The 20,610-nt window shown below is 46.5% G+C and carries 12 protein-coding genes, 1 tRNA gene, 1 pseudogene and 1 riboswitch; of the genes and pseudogenes, 9 read left to right on the top strand and 5 right to left on the bottom strand.

The features are described 5' to 3' along the window. Positions 1-71 precede the first annotated feature (71 nt). On the bottom strand, positions 72-992 hold the full coding sequence (locus B0I18_RS21490; protein ID WP_219906027.1) for a glutamate--tRNA ligase family protein: 921 nt from the start codon (positions 990-992) through the stop codon (positions 72-74). A gap of 103 nt (positions 993-1,095) precedes the next feature. Between B0I18_RS21490 and B0I18_RS21495 the strand changes: the two genes are divergently transcribed. The 7 genes and pseudogenes from B0I18_RS21495 (at position 1,096) to B0I18_RS21530 (ending at position 13,599) form a co-directional block, all read left to right on the top strand. Beyond that, a tRNA-Asp gene (locus B0I18_RS21495) sits at positions 1,096-1,169 on the top strand. Between the two features lie 1,102 nt (positions 1,170-2,271). After that, positions 2,272-4,047 carry a DUF262 domain-containing protein gene (locus B0I18_RS21500; RefSeq protein WP_106524814.1) on the top strand — a complete coding sequence of 592 codons (1,776 nt, stop codon included), beginning with the start codon at positions 2,272-2,274 and terminating at the stop codon, positions 4,045-4,047. Beyond that, positions 4,048-6,543 (top strand): DUF262 domain-containing protein, encoded by a 2,496-nt coding sequence (locus tag B0I18_RS21505; RefSeq protein WP_106524815.1) that lies wholly within the window; start codon positions 4,048-4,050, stop codon positions 6,541-6,543. Positions 6,544-6,879: 336 nt separating this feature from the next. Continuing rightward, entirely contained in the window at positions 6,880-8,088 is a 1,209-nt protein-coding gene (locus tag B0I18_RS21510; protein WP_106524816.1) for a T9SS type A sorting domain-containing protein, read from the top strand. Positions 8,089-8,494: 406 nt separating this feature from the next. Next, entirely contained in the window at positions 8,495-9,316 is an 822-nt protein-coding gene (locus tag B0I18_RS21515; RefSeq protein WP_106524817.1) for an alpha/beta fold hydrolase, read from the top strand. 403 nt (positions 9,317-9,719) lie between these two features. Then, a riboswitch (cobalamin riboswitch) is annotated at positions 9,720-9,905 on the top strand. A 126-nt stretch (positions 9,906-10,031) separates the two neighbouring features. After that, the gene (locus B0I18_RS21520; RefSeq protein ID WP_106524818.1) at positions 10,032-11,777 is read left to right on the top strand and encodes a T9SS type A sorting domain-containing protein; all 1,746 of its coding nucleotides are present in this window, start codon (positions 10,032-10,034) and stop codon (positions 11,775-11,777) included. Positions 11,778-12,144: 367 nt separating this feature from the next. Further along, a pseudogene (locus B0I18_RS21530) lies at positions 12,145-13,599 on the top strand (DUF4419 domain-containing protein). A 308-nt stretch (positions 13,600-13,907) separates the two neighbouring features. Here the strand turns inward: B0I18_RS21530 and B0I18_RS21535 are convergent. After that, on the bottom strand, positions 13,908-16,055 hold the full coding sequence (locus tag B0I18_RS21535) for a T9SS type B sorting domain-containing protein (RefSeq protein ID WP_106524821.1): 2,148 nt from the start codon (positions 16,053-16,055) through the stop codon (positions 13,908-13,910). A 52-nt stretch (positions 16,056-16,107) separates the two neighbouring features. After that, positions 16,108-16,827 (bottom strand): WG repeat-containing protein, encoded by a 720-nt coding sequence (locus B0I18_RS21540; protein ID WP_146146833.1) that lies wholly within the window; start codon positions 16,825-16,827, stop codon positions 16,108-16,110. A 220-nt stretch (positions 16,828-17,047) separates the two neighbouring features. Here B0I18_RS21540 and B0I18_RS21545 point away from each other — a divergent pair, with 220 nt between their 5' ends. Beyond that, positions 17,048-17,626, top strand: coding sequence for a Crp/Fnr family transcriptional regulator (locus B0I18_RS21545; RefSeq protein WP_106524823.1), 579 nt, complete (start codon positions 17,048-17,050; stop codon positions 17,624-17,626). A 75-nt stretch (positions 17,627-17,701) separates the two neighbouring features. Continuing rightward, a complete protein-coding gene (locus B0I18_RS21550) occupies positions 17,702-18,589 on the top strand; it encodes an SDR family oxidoreductase (protein ID WP_106524858.1) in 888 nt (295 codons plus the stop codon). A 67-nt stretch (positions 18,590-18,656) separates the two neighbouring features. Here B0I18_RS21550 and B0I18_RS21555 read toward each other — a convergent pair whose 3' ends face one another. Both B0I18_RS21555 and B0I18_RS21560 read right to left on the bottom strand, forming a co-directional pair. Beyond that, positions 18,657-19,817, bottom strand: coding sequence for an FAD-dependent oxidoreductase (locus B0I18_RS21555; protein ID WP_106524824.1), 1,161 nt, complete (start codon positions 19,815-19,817; stop codon positions 18,657-18,659). 29 nt (positions 19,818-19,846) lie between these two features. Further along, positions 19,847-20,443 (bottom strand): TetR/AcrR family transcriptional regulator, encoded by a 597-nt coding sequence (locus B0I18_RS21560; protein WP_106524825.1) that lies wholly within the window; start codon positions 20,441-20,443, stop codon positions 19,847-19,849. Between the last annotated feature and the right edge of the window lie 167 nt (positions 20,444-20,610).

Consider the following 20,610-nt stretch of genomic DNA (forward strand, 5'->3'; position numbering starts at 1 on the left):
GAAGAAAGGGTATTGATTTTATCTTCAAACCGGGCTGCCGTAGCCTGTTACCGGCATGACAGCAGGCATACTTAATGCCCGGCCATAAGCCGCCAGTAGCGGTCAGCCAGGGTACGCCAGTCGTTTAGCGGTTCGGGTATGCCCAGGGCCTTCCCGATCAGGATATAGATGTCGGCAGGCTTCCAGCCTTCCTTACGCAGGTAACGGACCGAAGTATCCCCGGCGGATTTAGAAAGCTTATCGCCGGAAAGCGCCAGGAGCAGGTCGTGGTGATAAAAAACAGTATTCCCGAACGATGGCTTTGATAAGGCCTGTGCCAGGTAAAGCTGCGCCAGGGTAGAATCGTAGAGGTCCTGGCCCCGCACGGTCAGATCCACGCCAAAGAAGATATCGTCGACCACGGAAGCCAGTTGATAAGCCGGAAAAGTATCTTTCTTCCGGACGATGAAATATTGTTGTGTCGCCGGCAAGACTGCAGCCGCCGGGCCATCCGGGCCATGATACTGCAACACCGCGCCCGGCGGGGTATACAGCCTCCAGCTTACATCTGTGGTATTAGGATCGAGGTGTTTATGGATACAGCTACCGGTGTAAATGCCCTGTTCGTTTTGGGTCAGTATGCGCTTACGCGAACAGTTGCAGGCAAAGATGCGTTCATCTTCTTTTAACTGTTCCAAAGCCTGCCGGTACAAAGGCATGCGGTGCTCCTGGGCATATTCGTTTGCAAACATCATGGCATCTTTAGGTCCTTCATGCCAGGGCAGTTCCAGGAAATGCAGCGTATCGAAAATATCCTGTATATATTCCGGCCTTACGCGTTCGCGGTCGAGATCGTCGATGCGCAGCAGGATCCGGGCGCCGCAGTTTTCGGCCAGGAAAGCGGTAAGCGCAAAAGAGAATACATTACCCAGGTGGAGATAACCGCTGGGAGTAGGCGCTATACGGGTTTTCAGGCGGGCCGGGAAAGGCCGGGGAACAGCGGGGATTTGCACACTGCAAAATCGCATCTTTTTCCGAAAAAGCGTGTGCTCTAAATTTTTTTTGCCGCTTTGCCCGACTTATCGTTTTTCTTTTTTACTTTTGCTGCCCAACCAAGGATTGGTAGTTCAGTTGGTTAGAATGCCGCCCTGTCACGGCGGAGGTCGCGGGTTCGAGTCCCGTCCAGTCCGCAAAAGCCTCACAGTAATGTGAGGCTTTTTTGTGTTTATTACAATTTACATTCAAGCTCCCACTTTGTTGTTGGTGACAACACCAACAACGGCGGTAAAATTCAGCAACTGAATGCTTCGGGTCAAGCGGAAAAGTTGGGGACTCCGGTATACCTATGCTGTTTTTTTATTCTTCTTTGTCTTGATACAAAGAAGCAAAAATCAAGACTGTAGAAAAAGGGCTAAAAATGCCTTGTACGCCTAAAAGAAATATTCCGGGCAGTAGTAAGAAATGGACGAAGGAATGACGAATGAACTAAAGTACAGTTCCAGACTTTGGGAACTGTATTTCTTTTTATACGGCGTCCTGCAGCATTTATTCGCTGTATTTTTATTTTCTCATTGGTGCTCATGAGCGCTACGCGGTTTATTGACGCCCTTTTTCTAAAGGTCGGTATGTTTGGTTGTTTCCTGTCTTGATGTCCCGGCAGGTTATGTAATGGGTGTTGAGCAAAGCATCCCTACGCGGTTGATGGCCAGATGTTACGACCAATATGCACCCGCTGTGTCGCAGCTCCGCTATTGATATAGCCTATAATTCCCACTACGAACTGCGTAGTGCGCCTTATGGACATTGCAGGGATATCAGGATTTTCTTTTTGCTCGCCGCGAGACCTTAATTAAATATAGGCCCGCAAGCCGCACAATCGACCGACCTTAGAAAAAGAATCCCCCGTAAATTCTGCTTGATCCAATGCTTCCCCGAAAAATTGTTTAAAGACATCATAAACGATCCGGTTGATTAAAATGCTGCCCTGTTACAGTCTCCAACAGCGTTAGGGACGGGTTCGAGTCCCGTCCAGTCCGCAAAAGCTTCACTGATGTGAGGCTTTTTTGTGTTTGTTACAATTTACATTCAAGCTCCCCCTTTGTTGTTGGTGACAACACCAACAACGGCGGTAGATCTATAGTTAAGCAAGTTATAGGCGATGCAGATTTATGAAATCAGGTATTTCTACGTATTGGATTTTCTCTCAATCACATTACATTGCCGATATAAAATCGATATATAAATATTCACATTTGGTTTTCATACTACCATCTCATAAACCCAGGTATTTAGATGCAAAACACAATTACGGTTAAACCCATTAACGATGTCCTTGGTAAAACTTTTTTTGTACCATCATACCAACGAGGATACCGGTGGACAAATATTGAAGTCCGTGACCTTTTAGACGATATTTTTCAATTCATAAACGAAAATCAAACATCGCCCAAAGAAGTATTTTACTGCCTTCAGCCATTAGTTGTTTATGAACAATCCGACAAATTGGTACTGATAGATGGGCAGCAAAGGCTTACGACTATTCACTTGATCCTAACTTATCTAAAGGATTTCCTGACGATGTTTAATAAAGTAAAATACAATATTGAATATGAAACGAGAATAGGCAGTACAGAGTTCTTGAATAGCATTCAAATCAACGCTGATAATGAGGGAGAGGACAACGTGGATTATTACCACATGCGCGAAGCTTTTAAAACCATAGATGAGTGGTTTAAGGAAAAGGATGGGACTGTTCAATTTAGACTTCTCCAGGCATTAGTAAACGATGATGACAGCGGCAAAAACGTTAAGGTTATTTGGTATGAAATCAATCCGGATGAAGCTATTGACATTTTCACAAGAATAAACATCGGCAAAATTCCGCTAACAAATGCTGAACTTATTAAAGCACTATTTCTGCAGAAAAGCAATTTCAGCAACTCTTTTGAACTTAAACAGATTCAAATAGCATCGGAATGGGATTTGATGGAAAAAAGATTACAGGATGACTCATTTTGGTATTTCATAAATTCATCGACAAGTGAGAATAATTACGAAAACAGAATTGAATTTGTTTTTGATTTAGTAAAAGACAAACGGAGTGAACATGAAGATTTGTACACATTCCATAAGTTCGATGATGCCTTTGAAAAGGACAAGCAAAATGACAAAACTGTGAATATTGATAAGCATTGGCTTGAAGTAAAACAATGTTTCGGAACACTCGAACAGTGGTTTACAAATTCAGAATTATATCACCACATAGGTTTTCTGATCGAATATAAATATTCCATCAATAAATTAATTATTGCTTCAAAAACCAAGGATAAAAATGAATTCATCATTTTTATTAAAGAAGAAATAAAAGATCATTTTAAGGATGTCGATGTCAGTAATCTTGATTTTGGCTCCAATAGCGATAAGTTGAAAATAAAAAAGATACTATTACTGTTTAATATAGAAACTCTTCTGACGACTCAAAAGGCAATTGTGCGGTTTCCCTTTGATCGATATAAAAAGGAAAAATGGGACATTGAACATGTTAATGCACAAGCAGACTTCGAACTCGATAAAAGAAATTATAAAAAATGGGCTGCTGATCTATACGAGTACTTTACAGGAATTGACTTTAAAGAACTAAATCCCGATGACGGCGAAGACGCTTCTGGTCTTTTTCCAGAGGATTTTAAGATTTATGCTGGCAGGATTTTAGGCCTGCTAAATAGTGATACCCATAACGAGCATGAGGTCAGCAACTTAGCCGACGATCTCCGAAGGGAATTTAAAGAAGATGAAATAGAAGAAAATAACGGCATTTCTAATCTCGCTTTGCTTGACGAGCGAACCAATAGGAGCTACAAAAATGCCATGTTCCCTATTAAAAGGAAGAGAATAATTGAAAATGACAGAAAGGGCTTATTTGTACCCATCTGCACAAAGAATATGTTTCTAAAATACTACAGCAAGCAGCTGGGAGAAATAATGTACTGGCAAAAAAGAGATGCTGACGACTATTATGATGCACTGATAACAACCTTATCCTACTACCTACCTAAAAAAGACAATTAAATGGAAAAAGCTATAGGCAAGAGGTACTCATTTATGGAATTACTCAAATCCCATGACTATTCTATTGAAATTCCTATTATTCAAAGAGACTATGCACAGGGGCGAAACTCACAAAAAGAGGTACGTGATAATTTTTTGGATGCCTTAAAAATTTACTTGCGAGATGGATTACCAAACAGGGACTTGGATTTTGTGTATGGCTACTCTTATAAAGAAATCGATGGTAATAAATTTGTTCCCTTAGATGGCCAGCAACGGTTAACAACCTTGTTCCTTCTGCATTGGTATTTAGCCAACATTTCGGATAACTTAGATGTACTGCGCGGGAGCCTTTATCGTAACAACGCATCAAGATTTTCATATAAAACAAGATCAACTTCTGCTGAATTCTGTGATGCGTTGATAAGCAATGAAATAGTAGTAACTGAATTAATTTCTGCTGACAATCGCGATATGAGCAATTCATTTTCGAATACAATTAAAAATAAAAGCTGGTATTTTAATGCGTGGAACAATGACCCTACCGTACAATCTATGTTAGTGATGTTAGATGCAATTCATTTGGAGTTTAAAGAATGCGCCGATTTTTTTGATAAACTCATTGATGAAAATACTCCTATTATCACATTTCTATACTTAGACTTACAGACACTGCAACAAAATGACGACCTGTATATAAAGATGAACTCCCGCGGTAAGCCATTGACGGACTTTGAAAACTTCAAAGCAAAATTTGAACAACTTATTTCGTTTTCTTTTGCCAAAGACAATGTTCAATACAAACTATTAATGGATGGAAAAGAAATTCCCGTCAAACTGAAACAGTATTTTTCATTTAAGATAGATACCGTATGGAGCAATTTGTTCTGGAACTACAGAAGCTTAGTAGCCACAAACCCGAATTCTTATGATGACGAGATGCTGAACTTTATTCGTGTCGTTGTTTCCAATAAATACGCTGTCAGTAACGGTAAAGAGTTAGAGAACATTGATTTGCTATTTAAGAATAGTACCATCTCTTTTCAAAAATACTCCAGAATGAATGTGCTGACAAACGAGGCTATACTAAGTTTAGTAAAGTCATTTGACTCACTAACAAACGGAAATAAACGTCTCAAAAAGCTCTTAGCAAATGATTTTTACTTCGACGAAGAAGAGGTTTTTAAAAAGGTTTTAACCAACAGTTTGTCTTATCCTGAACGGGCCTTGTTCTATGCTTATGTTGAATACTTGAACGCTTATCCTAAAAAAGCAGAAGGCTTACAAAGTTGGATGCGTGTTGTACATAACCTTGTTGAAAATACCAGAATTGACGGTGTTGATTTAGGGATCAATGCACTAAGAGCAATTAATAACATGCTTCCTTTTGCAGACGATATTGTCGCGTATTTAGTAGGTGATAATTGCAAAATTGATTTCTTTTCGTCAGGACAAGTTAAAGAGGAGAAAATAAAAGCACGTCTTATTAAAAAATCACAAACATGGCAGGACTTAATTGTCCTTTATGAATCTCAGATTTTTCATAAAGGACAGATTGCCTATTTATTGGAGTTTGCCGGAGTATTATCAGAATGGGACGCCAATAATACATTTGAATGGACAGCGGCAGAAGAAGAATCACTAATAAATAATTTCAAACGCTATAAAGAGAAATCGGTTTATGTGTTTTCTGTTCTCGCTGGACAGCAAAATGAAGAATATTATTTGGAGCGAGCGTTGTTAACAAAAGGAAGCTATCTACTGCCTTCTCCCAATTCGAAATACAATTTTAGTAGCGCGAAAGGATTACAAAACTATGAAAGGGATTTTAGCTGGAAAAGGATGTTACGTATAGATTCGACCGATGAAGCAGCGGACAATGGTGTTACTTTTTTAGACCGAAGGATGTATCTGAAGGAGCTTTTGGATGATAAAAGAATAACACATACAAATGCACAAGATGATTTGAAAAATATAATTAGAGACGGTGCAGAAGATTGGCGGAGCAGTTTTATAACGGAACCTCGATTAATTCAATATTGTAAGAAGGGTTTTATACATGCCCAGTCATTTTCAAATATAAAATTACTAAATGCGTCACAAATAAACCATCTATGGTCAGACATGACCACCTACAATTTAGCTCTTGAATTGGCTGATGCCCAAAGCAAATTTAAACCGTTTGAAAGTGTATGGAATTTTGACGGTAGAGGGATTTTTGACCGATCCTTTTGCAGGCTCTATGATTGGACTTACAAAAAGATCCAGTACGTCTTCGAAATCGAATATTCTTTCGATTCAAATTCCCAAAATGGAAAATACAGACTTATATTCAAAAAGCTCAAAGGAGACAGTAAGCTTGATTCTTATAACAATCAATTGGTCGATATAGTGCAAGAGCAAAAACTTAAATGGAATGACACCAATCGACATTTCGCATTTGAATCAAGGTCGAAAGATTCTATTAAAAAATCGCTTTACAAATTGTGTGACGCATTCGTAGAATTGAAAAAGTAGTGCTGCCTTAAATACCCGTTATGACTTTTAAGTACATCAACATTTCAAATTCTGAATACCTTACCAATGGCCTAACATTACCCTTAATTTACATGCATAGTGTAAACATCTGAAAAGTACAGCCCCCCTGAGCTTTCCTGTACTTTTCAGATGGCTCTGGTTGACCATGCGCTTTCCTGCCCTTTCTTTCTTAACCCACTTTTCATTTCAGTAATGTGTATGCTGGCAATAATGTAATGCAGCAACAATAAAGCTGTTTAATATTAAAATGATTTAAAAAGACTAATATGAATGGGATACTGATAATTATTTTATTTTTAGGATTAAAACCTAAATATGAAATTAAATTTACGTCCCTTAGTGCTTCTCGTTGCTCTACCCCAGCTATCATTTGGACAAACTTTGGAAACTTTCGAGTCAGTAACGCAGACTACCGTTAATCAAAGACCCACCACATTTACCAGTAATGGACAATCATTTACTACTACATCTGACAATTGCGGGACAGGAGGTATTTTCGGTGTGTGGATACCAGGACAACAATATGCCAATTGCAATGGCACAAACTCTACGAATTCTACAAATAGTTATTACGGAGTAGGAGCAAGCTGTACCGGAACAGGCAACTGCACAGACTATTCTGCCCAATTTATAGACAACGGTTTAGTCCCGCCTGCGGTGGCAACAACGGGGCATGTATACGGTTTGAAAACAACTAATGGCGCTCCGTTTACTGTTAAATCTATTTTTATCTACCTGTCTACTGATAATGGTACAAACCCATCCAGCGCCGGAGGGGTAACGATCACAGGTAAGCTTGCAGGCAATACCGTATTTACGTATACAAAAACTACAGGTTTTGCAACTAACTTCACCAACAATAGCGGTTTTACATTTATCGATTTTTCGGCAGGCACTAATTATAGCAATTCTAATATCGATCAATTACTCATCCAAAGCCCCAATGCGAACTATGTGGCTTTAGATAATTTTAAATGGGGTGCAAGCATCCCCTTACCATTAGGACTTTTATCATTCGACCTGAAGAAAAATGGCAATACCGTCTATTTAAATTGGAAGGCAGCTTCAAATGCAGCTATCATGGATTATCAAATTGAGAGAAGTACTGACGGAAAGTTATTTTCCCGTTTGGGTAACATGACCGTGAATAATTCGGGCAATTATCAATTCCCGGATTTAAGTCCACTTGCAGGTGATAATTTTTACAGATTGGCTATTACGTCAAAAGATGGCAATGTAACCTATTCTGACGTTAAAGGTATATTTATGTCTACCAAAGAAAAGGCTGACAACCTGCTCTATCCGAACCCGACAACAGGTATACTATTTGCAAAAGTTCCGGGAGCAGCGGTATGGAACATTCAAATAACAGATATAACCGGCAGAATGGTATCTAATGCTAAATTTTCCGCTCAAACGAATAGTTTAAGCATTGCTTCTTTACCAAACACCATTTATTTCTACAAATTGAGCGATGCAAATACAGGAGTAATACTGGAAGAAGGAAAAATTAACAAACTATAATCTCATAGTCCAACAAATCCCTTTTCAGGTAGCAAGATTGGTATTGTAAAAAAAAACAATCTTGTATTCCGACCCAATCATTCATCGATCGAACAGGGACACATTCCCCGCAAAAAGCCTGTAAATGTCATTATTTACAGGCTTTTGCTATTGAATCACCGGGTATTATTTTAGCTGAATACCCGAATTCAACAGCCTGTTCCCCGGTCGGATAAAGACAAAAGCTGATGTACCGGAATTGAAAATAAGGTATTGCACAGGAGCCCACCATATTTAATTTTCAATTAATTTTTACGATCTTAACCTGGGATAAGATGGAATGATTTTGCCCGCGCTACTTTTGTTAAACAGTTACCGCAAAAACTACCAAACACTAAACAATCACAAACCGTAAAATTTAAGAAAAATGAGCACACTAAAATTAAAAGACGGAACAGAGATTTTTTATAAAGACCAGGGGAAAGGCCCGGTATTAATGTTTCATCATGGATGGCCATTATCTTCTGACGACTGGGATGCACAGGTGATTTTCTTTTTACAAAAAGGTTATCGCGTCATTGCGCACGACAGGAGAGGTCATGGTCGCTCCAGCCAGGATATCTATAACCATACTATTGAGCAATACGCTGCTGATGCGGCTGAACTGGTGGAATTTTTAGATTTAAAAGATGTAGTACACATCGGCCACTCTACAGGGGGCGGCGAAGTAATCCGTTACGTAAACAAATATGCCAAGGGCAGAGCGAAAAAGGCTGTTTTAATCAGTGCAGTGCCGCCCGTTATGGTAAAAAGTGAAGCTAATCCTGATGGTGTTCCCATGGAGGTATTTGACAATATCAGGGAACAGACGTTAAACAACAGAAACCAATTTTATATCGACTTAACGATCCCTTTTTATGGCTATAACCGGGAAGGTGCGGCTGTAAAGGAAGGCGTACAGAGAAACTGGTGGAGACAGGGAATGATGGGTGGTATCGTTGCCCACTATGATGGGATTAAAGCTTTTTCTGAAACCGATTTTACGGAAGATTTAAAGGCAGTTGATATTCCCGTCCTGGTATTACACGGAGAAGATGACCAAATTGTACCCATAGAGAATTCAGCAATTAAATCTGCAAAGCTGCTGAAAAACGGGAAGCTGATTACTTACCCTGGTTTCCCGCACGGAATGCCGACCACAGAGCATCAGACTATTAATAAAGATCTTTTGGCGTTTATCGAATCTTAGTTAAGCATAGTCATCCTGATGGCGACCGGACCTGGTTGTTACGTATTACCAGGTTCCTGGCCTCGAGATGCCGGCTGCTATAGATTTTCTACAGACAGCCGGCGATGACAGTCCTGAAACAAAAAATGAAGGAGCGTAGCAACAGCATTTTTGTTATCCCTCGTTCTTAAAGGGATGATGTAAATAATCCCATCGTTTACGCGAAAGCCCCCCGGTAATGGGAGGCTTTCGCGTGTTTATGAGCATTTGCATTCTATTAGGCTGTGGCAAGCCGCTATGACTCCCCCCTGTTCGTAGCCTCCCGCTACGAACTTTTTTAATGAACATAAGTTCGGTCGCCCTGGGAAACCGTAACGACATAGTACGATAAAAAACACATGTTACCCGGAACTTGCTTTTCTCTATCTTTGCGGCGCATTTTGGTGCTCTCAACGAGAGCTTAAAAGGGAATTTCGTGTAAACCGAAAGCTGTTCCCGCAACTGTAACGCTGTACTTCAAACTTATTTAGTCAATACCACTGGACGATACTCCGGGAAGGTTTAAATAAGGCGGCTAAGCCAGGAGACCTGCCCGATGCGGCTTACCTGTTTGTTTTCGGAGAAAGAACAAGGGTGAAAGACTTCCTGTGTATACCCCTCAGCGTTGCGCTTCCCTTCCATACCCGTTTGCAAACCGGTAGCTTTTAACTCGTCAATTTTAAAACAAACAATAACGATGAAGAAGCTATTTTTACTTTCAATAGCATTGGGTGCGGGCATTTTTGCGCAGGCACAAAGTTCCAAAAACTACCGGCTTACGGTGGTAGCGGAAGGTAACTTCGGAACGCCCAACGGGGATGTATTCCGCGTATTACGTCAAAACCAGGCCACCACGGTACAAGGTCCCCTGTATAAGAATGCAAACAGCACCACGAACAGCATCGATGTGCTCCAGGACTTCGATTTCTGGCAGACCAAAGCCGTGATTTGCGGCAAAGGCGCACAGCCCTTAAAATTTGCAGTGGTCAACTACCCAGCCATGGATACTGTATTTACCGTAACATCGGGCCTGGGCGGCTTACAGCGATGCGGCATGGTAAGCGATCATAAAGCTTATATATTAGGCGCCAATTCCAGTGTGGTGAAATATGTCAATATCGACAACCACACCATAACAGACGTATCCGACCCGGGCGGTAATTTCGCTTCCGGCGTACATTCGATGATTGGTTATAACGCGACTATGTATGTGGCCAACGGTACTAAAGTGGTAAAGATCGATACGGTTACCCAAGCTACAACCGGGTCTATTGTTACCGGTCTTACCGGCATCAATACCATGGTTAAAGACACCGCAAACCAATGCCTGTGGCTGCTGGGCAAAAGCGGGGCGACCAATGCGCTTGTAAAGATCGAGGTCAATAACAACAATACGGTGAGCGCGCCGATCCTGCTGACCGGTTTTTCCAATGCCAAACTTTTACGCGTAGGCCCCAACAAATTGTATTTTGTTTCCGGCTCCGGGTTTTATGTGTACGACCTCAGCACACAGACCGTACCCACCGCGCCGGTATACACCACACCTTTTACCGGTTTTTCGGTAATGTATGACCGCTCCTTTACCGTAGACCCCGCCAGCGGCGACTTTGCCTACAGCACTGCCGGGGCTTATGTAGCACCCGGGTTATTCGAAATAATCGATGGCACCAACTATACCAAAATTGACTCCGGCGCGGTAACAGGTGCAGCGATACCCAACGAGCTGTTCCTGACCACCTGGCCGGGCGGACCCAGCTGGGATACCACGAGCCTCCCCCATTTGTATGCACAGTGCTCCATTACGTTAACGGCCCCTACAGCTACGAAGGGGACCAGTACGGTAACCGGCACAACAACCCAGATGACCTATAATACCCAGGGCAATCATACCATCGAGTGGAAATATGTTTCCGGTACCGACTCTATTACCCAAACGCAATTGCTGACCATAGCCGATACCATAGCCCCTGTTGCCAATACCGCGCAGCTCGCAGACCTCAGGGTTAATTGCCCTTATACCCTGACGCCGCCTACGGCAACTGATAATTGTCTTGGTCTTGTTACCGGTACCACGGATTCTTTGACGTTTACCGTAGCAGGCACCTATACCTTAACCTGGAAATATACCGACGGCGCAGGTAACATCACGACACAACAGCAATCACTGGTTGTCAGCTGCGGAACAAGCATACGGGAAATACCGGAACTGCTGACCAGCGTTTATCCTAACCCGGCGAATACAGAACTGGTTATTGAATTAAAAGCGGCCGATAATTATCACATCAATATCATGAACGCGCTGGGCCAGGCTGTGCTTAACCGTCCGGAACATGGTAATAAAATCCAGCTCGACGTTACACACCTGCAGGAAGGTATGTATTGGCTGCGTATTCAAAATAGCAAAGGCCTGATGTCGACCAGGAAAATTATAATCAGGCACTAAAACGCCCTCCAGGAAAGCCCTCCAAGCTTCCACACAAAAGCCTCACAGTAATGTGAGGCTTTTGTGTACCCGTTTTTCTGCGCCCGCGGCTTCTCTCCGACAACCGCATTAAATAGTACGATTGCTTCCACAAGCTCTTTCCCGCACGATTGGCAATAAGATGAGCAAACGCGACAGGATATAAAACAACAGGCCGCAACTCCCGCTACCGCGACAGGATATCATTGACGGCCCCGGTGGCCAGGCTGTAAAAACGTAAAAGCGTAATAGCATCGTAATGTATACCCGGGCGGGAAAAAAAACTTGCCGGCAGCACAGCCAAACGCCTCTGGCAAGTGTCTTAACTATAAACCTTGTATTCCTGTTCATGATTAAATACACCTTTACCTTATTATGCTTAGCTTTTACCTGGGCCGCCAGCGGCCAGGATAAGGGCATTACCTTCCAGGTCGAAGCGCTAAAGCGTCCCGATGGTTTGATCACGGAACTACCCGGCAAGGAGATTACCGCCCGGATAGCGCCGGAAGCCCTGGTCAGCAGCATCGACCGGGACAACCAGGTATACCTTGGCGCACATCCTTTTTTTAACGGCATGTACAAAGCCTATGCCGAACACCGTCCCTTCGAACTATCACCGGATATGATATGGCTGCTGATCTGCCAGGGTTTCGCACAGCATGTCAATAATAATGCAGAAGCTTTGCGCAGCTATTTCGTGAATTTTGAAGGCAGGAAAAGCCTGGTAGTCGGGTCAAAAGAAATAGCGTCTCCCGGCAAACTAAGCACCTGGGAAAACCTGTTACCGAAATTGCTGGAACAGGCCGGTGCAAGTAGCGACCCGGAGTTATTTGCAACCCTGGCCCCTACCTTCTCGACAACAGGTGCCTCAGAACGTCTGGCCATGCAGATAACGGCGCTCGAATCCACGAAGGCCTATTTTGAATATATTGTTCTTTATGTTGCCTGCGGCATCCCGGAAATAACCCTGAAGGGCACACCCGAAGACTAGAAACAAGTGGCAGCCAAAGCAGCGCTATTACGTAAGTATAACCTGGACTGGTGGATCGATGAGCTTGCCCCATTACTGGAACAATTCGTACAAGCCTCGGAGGGAAAAACAGACCGGCCGTTCTGGCGTAATATGTTCAAGTATCATACCCGCAAAGTATATGGCGCTCCTAAAGTTATAGACGGCTGGATCGTTAAGTTCTTTCCCTATAACAACAAACGGCAACGCAACGATCTAAAAAGTATCAGCAATGCAGACGACCTGCCGGATGAGCGGGTAAAGGTAGACTTCTCACTCCTAAAGGTCTTGCCCGATGGCCGGACAGAGACCCTGCCGATGCAGTTTATTGCCGGTTTTACCAGCCTGAAACAGGACCATAAAACCATGCGGCTCACACCACAGATCGGCTGGCTGGTAAGCCCTCCGCAACAAAACCCTCATTTGGCCCGTTTGAAAAAAGAGAGCAGGTCCGGGTCGGAACCCATAAGGATCAGGGTAAGCGAAGTACCGGAAGCAATCCTGGCGCTAAAGACGATTGAAGCGATTGAAATAGAGTTTTTAGATTCGATCCGTATACCGGAGCAAATGGCGACATTAAAAATCGAATGGATGATGCTCTCGGGCAAAATCACGAACGAAGAAAAGACCAGGATCGCTATGCTGTTCCCGGACACCTATATCAAGATCAACGATGAAGCGCAAAAAAACCGGCAATACGAAGTCATCAAAAAGCGGGAAGCACAGGAAATGGCAGAACTGCTTCGGGAAATCCGCGAAGAGCAAGCAGGCGCTACAAATCAAACCGGCAACTAAAAAACAGAACGGGGAAGCATTGAGAAAACGCAAAGAGCATCAGGTACCGGTATAGCAAGCTCCCTTCAGGCTTCAGGAAAGCATACCAGCTCATGCGCTATCTTCCCGGGCAAGTAAAAAAAAATTCCGGGGCATACAACCTACCCGTCCCGGTCATCTCCCGTATCGAAACGCTGAACCCATCCGATAGCCTTAAGACCAGGATAGCCCCCAATAAGCCCGCACAGCATAACCCATAGCGATGCAGGAACACATGCCCATCGCATGAGAAGCACCTGCCGCAACAGGTACAAGGTAACGGAACCGCATCAGGGCAATAAAGCCAGGTCGCCTTTCAGCACATGTTCGTCGCTGCGATCCTGTTCTACATACCGGATATAATAAAAGTAAGTGCCCACATCGCAAGGCTTCCCGTTAAAGGTACCATCCCAGCCCTTCGAGGCATGACTGGCATTGAAAATACGCTGCCCGTACCGGTTGTAGATATCGAATGCAATGAGTTTGAAGTTCCCCCCCTCTATACGAAACACATCATTGAGTCCATCGCCATTGGGCGAAAAGGCGTTAGGTACAAATACTACAGGATCGCCGGTAAGCTCCAGGCAATGGCTTACCGAGTCCTGGTCGCCGCATTTATTGGTAGCCACCAAGGTGAGGCAATGTTTGCCTGCCGTGGCAAAACGATGTACCAGGTCTTCAGAAGTAGCAAGCAACCGCCCGGCTTCGTACCATTTATAACTTACCGCATGGGCAGACTGGTTGATAAAATTAACGGGCGTGTTGAGGTAAGTCTTAAGCGGGTTGATTGCAAAAGCCGCGCGGGGCGGCGGTGGCAGGGTTAGGGTAACGGTAATGGAGTCATAACCCATACAGGGATTATCCGGCAGGGTAACTACAGCATGACTCCTGGCAATGCCACCGTAAAAAACGATATAACCCGCAGCATTGTCTATACGACTCCCGGCAGCCGGGCTTACCCTTACCTGCGCCCCTGCGGGTATAGCCATCAGCGCACTGTCGCCGGCACAAAGCTCGGTGACGGCAGGCGGCTCCAGGCGCCCCACGGAGGTAAGCCCCGAACGGATACAAGCGGAATCGGGTGTAAACTTCCAGAGATCATTGAGCGGTGTACTGGCCGGCACATTGGGGTTAGGAAGGGCATCGGGCACCAAACCACCGAACAGGTATACATTGCCCGCCTTATCGGTCCAGAGGGCAGCCCTGCTGCGGCCCCGGGGCAAATTACCCGGAGCGGGCACACCTTTTATGCCGTAGTGGTAAGGGATGGGTGTACCGGTACTAAACCCCTTGACCTTGATCCAGCTTTGTTTATCGGCGTTAATGAGCCAGAGATCGTTGCATAAATTATTTTGAAGCGGTACCTGGGAGCCAATGCCACCGCCAAATCCCCAATAGGTACGGGCGCAGCCTGTAGGTCCTTTGGTTACAGAAAACCAGTTGCGGGCCCGCATACGCAGCACGGTATCGGCCGTACAATAGGTGCCATCCGTGCCCCCGCCGATACCCGGACCGGCATTGCCATCCAGCCAGGTCCAAAGCCTGGTAGCGATATCGTATTGCCACAGGTCGTTGAACGGAGCATTGTAAGTGCTCCCCGAAAACAGGAATAACCGCTGTTGTCCGTCGCTCCAACCGGCGGCGGCAACACGGGTGGGCGGCATATTTGCAGCACTGGCAACTCCTTTTACGCCATAATTACCCGTGCCATTCAAGCCTTGCTCCCCCGCTTCCCATATCCAATTATTGGAGGCCTTGTTATAGCGCCACAGGTCATTCTTCAGCGAAAGATAACCCACAGAAGCCCCGCCTCCAAACAGCCAGAAATCATTACCCATCACCCAATCGCTATAGTCGCCGGTGCCGGCTTTAGAACCCGGCGTATTGGCGGCGTTTGCTACATGCAGGGTTCCGTATACAGCCGGTGGTTCCCCGGTGATACCCGGTGTAACGCCCGGGTAACCTTTCATCCAGGTCCACTCGTCGGTGGCCACCTGGTAGCGCCATAGCGCATCGAGGCTAAACCCCGAACTATTGGTACCGCCAAAAAGCCAGAAGTCGCCGTCGGCATCGGTCCAGCATATAGGTGTATGAAGCGCCGGCGGATAGTTCAGGGGAGAAGGCAGCCCCTGTATGCCGTACACGCCGTTGCTACCCGAAGCATGTACATAGGTCCATACATTAGCCACGGGATCGTATCGCCACAGCCCGTTATAGGCCATACACCAGAAGTTGCCCTGCAGATCGGTCCAGTGGCCATAACCGGAAAAGTAAGGTGCATTATTAGCAGGATCCGGCACGCCAATGGCGCCATAGTTCCCGTAATTATACAAAGTAGAATCGCCTTTCAACCAAACCCACTGACCGCTCTGCGCCCAAAGGGGCAGGCGGAGCAGGCATAACAACACAAGCACTTTCAGCCGGATATTTATGTTCATGTTTCTTGAATACGTTACGAAAAATCAGGAGCAACAACAGCGGGCGCCTTCCTTAAGGTGCAACCGCTGCAGGCTGCGGGATCAGTTCACCCAGTACCTGCCCGTCCCGGTCTATGCGATACCATTTGCCCTGGCGCAGCACTTCGGCCTTACCACCATGAAAAGGCCGGGCATCGTCGAATGCCGTTGCTATTGCGGCTTTGCCCCCGCTATCCACAAAGCGGCACCGGCCGTCGGTCTCCCATACCAGGGCAAGCCCTTCGCTAAACCCGGTAGCCTGGCGATAGCGGGGCGCGATCACTTCGCAGAGCGTCGTATCGATAAAGCCGTACAGGTTATCTTTTTTAACCAATGCCCTGCCTGCTGCAAAAGCATATACGGCTTCGTACACGGGCTGTATTACCCAGGATCCCGACTCATCGATAAACCCATAACGGTCGGCAAGTTTTACCGCGGCATAGCCACCGGTAAAAGGCTGGGCATCGCGGTAGATCAAGGGTACCTGCACCTGCCCCCCGGCATTGAGATACCCCCTGCGCCCGTTTTGCACCACGATCGCATAACCATTACTGAATTCACTACCGGCATCGTATTGCGCCGCCACGGTCACATGACCCTGTGCATCCCGGTAACCCACCTTTGCGTTTTCGTAAAAACGCTGCAGCGGCGGAGCCTGGCCCAGGACAAAATGAGCAGGCATACTTACTGCGATGATGAGTATGATTTTTTTTAGCGATTTGTGGAGCCAGCGTCCGGCGAAGTATTGATGCATATCGGGCGATAAAGTATCGGGAATAATAATTATAGGTCTGCCTGGTCTTTTACCGCTTGCAGCGCAATACGGCAAAGACCATTAAAGAATAGACGCAGCTTCGCCCTGTTTTATTAGCCAGCACTACTTTTTTTTAAAAATTTGAAAGCGCCGCCTCCCCGTATAATTTAGTTGGCAATCGTTTTTCTACATCATAGAGATTTCTCCTAATTTTGAGGATATGAGCACCGGATTGGACACTTACCTGCGTATGCATACCGGCCTGGACGACGACACGATCGCCCGGATCAGGGAATCTGCCCGCCCCCGAACCCTCCGGCGCAACGAGCTGTTGCTGCAACAGGGACAGGTTTGCCGGTATAAAACATTTGTACAACAAGGTCTCCTGCGCACCTTTGGCACCGATGAGGCAGGCGTGGAGCATATCCTGCAGTTTGCACCCGAACTGCACTGGACGCTCGATGCTGAAAGTTACGACCGGCAGGAACCTGCCCGCTTCAGCATATCCGCGGTAGAACCCAGCGAACTATTCCTCTGGACCAAAACAGACTTCGATCGCCTGCTGACCGATATACCCGTGCTGGCCAAATTTTCTCAACAATTAGTATCGCGCAACATACACAACAGCCGGCATCGCCTGTTCTCCGCACTGAGCGCCACGCCCGAAGAGAAGTACAACGAATTTGTAAACACCAGCCCCGACTTGCTGGCCAGGCTGCCCCTGCATATGATCGCTTCTTACCTGGGCATTTCCCTCAAAACCCTTACGCGCATCCGTCATGCGCAATGGCACCGTTAAACAGATTATGGTCAAATGACCACCTTTCTCCGCCGCCCCCGGTGCAATTTTGCTATTCTAAATCAATCCATGCATATGCAAGTATTCGTTACCGGGGCCTCTGGCTTTGTAGGCTCCGCCATTGTACAACAATTGCTGCAGCAGGGGCATGGGGTACTGGGCCTGGCCCGTACGGCCGAAGCCGCCGAAAAACTCAGACAAGCAGGCGCTACAGCGCACGAGGGCGATCTTAATGACCTTAATCGTTTAAAAACCGGCGCCGCACAATGTGATGCGGTGATCCACACGGCATTTAACCACGACTTCAGCCGTTTTAAAGCCAGTTGCGAAGAAGACCGCCAGGTAATACTTGCGCTGGGCGAGGCACTGGCGGGCAGCAACCGGCCACTGATCGTAACCTCGGGTATCGGCCTGCTGCACCAGGACCGCCTGGTTACCGAAGCAGACCGCCCCGCAAGCGCCGAAACCACACCCCGCGCGGCCTCTGAAGAAGCCGTACATAACCTGGTCGCACAAGGCGGCAATGCCTATATCCTGCGCCTGCCGCCAACCGTGCACGATAAGGGCGATCATGGCTTTATACCTATGGTGATCCAGATGGCGCGTACCCATGGCGTTTCGGCCTATATCGGCGAGGGCAGCAACCGCTGGCCCGCCGTGCACCGGCAGGATGCGGCACAGATGTACCGGCTTATCCTGGAGCAACAACCGGAACAACGCGTGTTTCATGCGGTAGCCGAAGAAGGTATCCCTTTCCGGCAGATTGCTACGGCTATCGGCAAAGGCCTGCAATTACCCGTGACCGGTAAAGACGAAGCCGGCGCAGAAGCCCATTTCGGTTGGTTCAAACATTTTGCCGCGATAGACTGTGCCGCATCCAGTGCGCAAAGCCGTGCAACCCTCGGCTGGACGCCGCAGTACCCGGGCTTAATGGCCGACCTGGTACCGGGCATTTATTTTTAAATCCGGCAGGCATAAAAAAAAACAGGCCGGAGTACTAACTCCGGCCTGTTGCATCCTACGATTATACTCAGGCCTGTCCCGGCAGGTCGTTAAACAGGTTGAGCATATGTTGTGCAGCGCCTGCCGAATGCAGGGCTTCGGTCTGCTCCAGGGTAAGTGTAGCCGTTTCGGCTATGCGTTGCCGCATACTATTTTCATAAGCGCTTATAGCAGCGCCGGTATCGGTGTAACGTTCATCGCAAAGACATTCGCTGAGCTCCAGCGCATCCAGCATGGCCATATTTACACCTTCGCCGGCATAAGGCGGCATTACATGGGCTGCGTCGCCCAGCATGGTCAGGTCGGCTTGGGCGGTCCAGGTCTGATCGGGCGGCATACAGTACTGCGGCCGCGGCATCAGGGGAGTTTCCGCATTAACGATCAGCTCCTGCCATAAAGGATCCCAGTCTTTAAACTCATCGCGAAACCAGGCCAGTACCTGGTCCTTGTCTGCGAAATCGATACCGCTATCCTTTACCCAGTCCGCATCCGTTCTGCAACCGGTATAGAAGGCCAGGCTGCCGTCGCCCTTCGTGCTTACGATCAGGCTACGTACACCATCGAGAGCAAACACCTTACCGCCGTTCAGCAATTGGTCGATATACGGCAGGGCTGTTGCCACATGATAGACCGCGCCTTCGACTACGGTAATACCGGAGTAAAAAGGTTTTGCCTCCGTGATCAGGGGACGGATACGGGAGTTGGCGCCATCGGCCGCCACCACGAGATCGGCGGTTGCAGTGCTGCCGTTGCGGAATTGAAGCAACCATCGGCCATCGGCCTTTTCCAGGCTGCTCAGCTGGCTGTCCCATACCACGGTACCGGGCTGCAGCGATTCCAGCAGTATTTTTCTCAGTGGCCCGCGGTCTATTTCGGGACGAAAAGCGCCGGTAGCCTCGCTGCCCTGCTCATCCATAAGGATATGCGCATGCTGATCCACGATGCGCATCTTATCTGCCCCCGGCCGGTAATTGGCCTTAAAGGCATCCATCAGGCCGGCATGCTCCAGGGCTTTCAGGCCCGACTCTTCATGAAGATCCAGGGTAGCGCCCTGCACCCGCACATCTTTATGAAGGTCGCGTTCGTAAACCCGGACGGAGGCGCCCTCTTGTTGCAGGAGCCGTGCCAGGGTGAGGCCCCCGGGGCCGCCGCCAACTATAGCGATCTGTTTATTGCTGATCGTATGCATGGTACTTTATTTTTACAGGATAAAAAAAATCAGGATTGCAGGCCTTTAATAACGGTATCGCAACAGGCCATTAATTGCTGCTCGGTAATGATCTGCCGGCCCCGCTCGCGGTGTTCGAAATACTCGTGGACCAGGTCCAATAAGGGCGCAAAAAGCAAAGCCCGGTAAACCTTTTGCGGGTATTCCGCAATAATCCCCTCTTTAGCCTTTTGGCTCAGAAAGCGGTGTACCGTTCCGAAAGAACTGCCCTCCTTTATATTCCGTTCGCGGAATGCTTTATTGAGCAGGGGGGAAGACTTACCATATTCCATCAATACAAAAGCATGCCGGTTCTTTTTAAAATAGCTGAAGGTATTCGCCCAAATTTTCCGGATGCCTTCCGGGAACGCCATATCTTCCGAAAAGCCCTCCAGTGCCGCCTTTTCATAAGCACCCAATACGACATCGATAAACAGTTTAACCAGGAGATCTTCCTTGTTTTCATACTTGATGTAAATAGTACGGGGCGATATATTCGCCGCTTTGGCCAGCTGTTGCATGCTCAGGTTTTCGAGCCCCTGTTCGGCTATGATTTGCAGGGCAATGCTGCGTATCGCCTCTTCCTTTTCCGTGTTTTTAGGCCGCATCGGCATGTCGCATTTTGGAGATAAAGACTATTTGATTACAAAAGTAAGTAAATGTTCATTTACTTATTAATTTATTTTTCGGCAGGCGTATTTTTAACATTCCCCAAAAAGAAAAGCCCTGTCGCAATACAATGCTGCGACAGGGGGATATGATTTTACACAGGGAA

Source organism: Taibaiella chishuiensis (genome assembly GCF_003014535.1).
Taxonomy (GTDB): Bacteria; Bacteroidota; Bacteroidia; order Chitinophagales; family Chitinophagaceae; genus Taibaiella; species Taibaiella chishuiensis.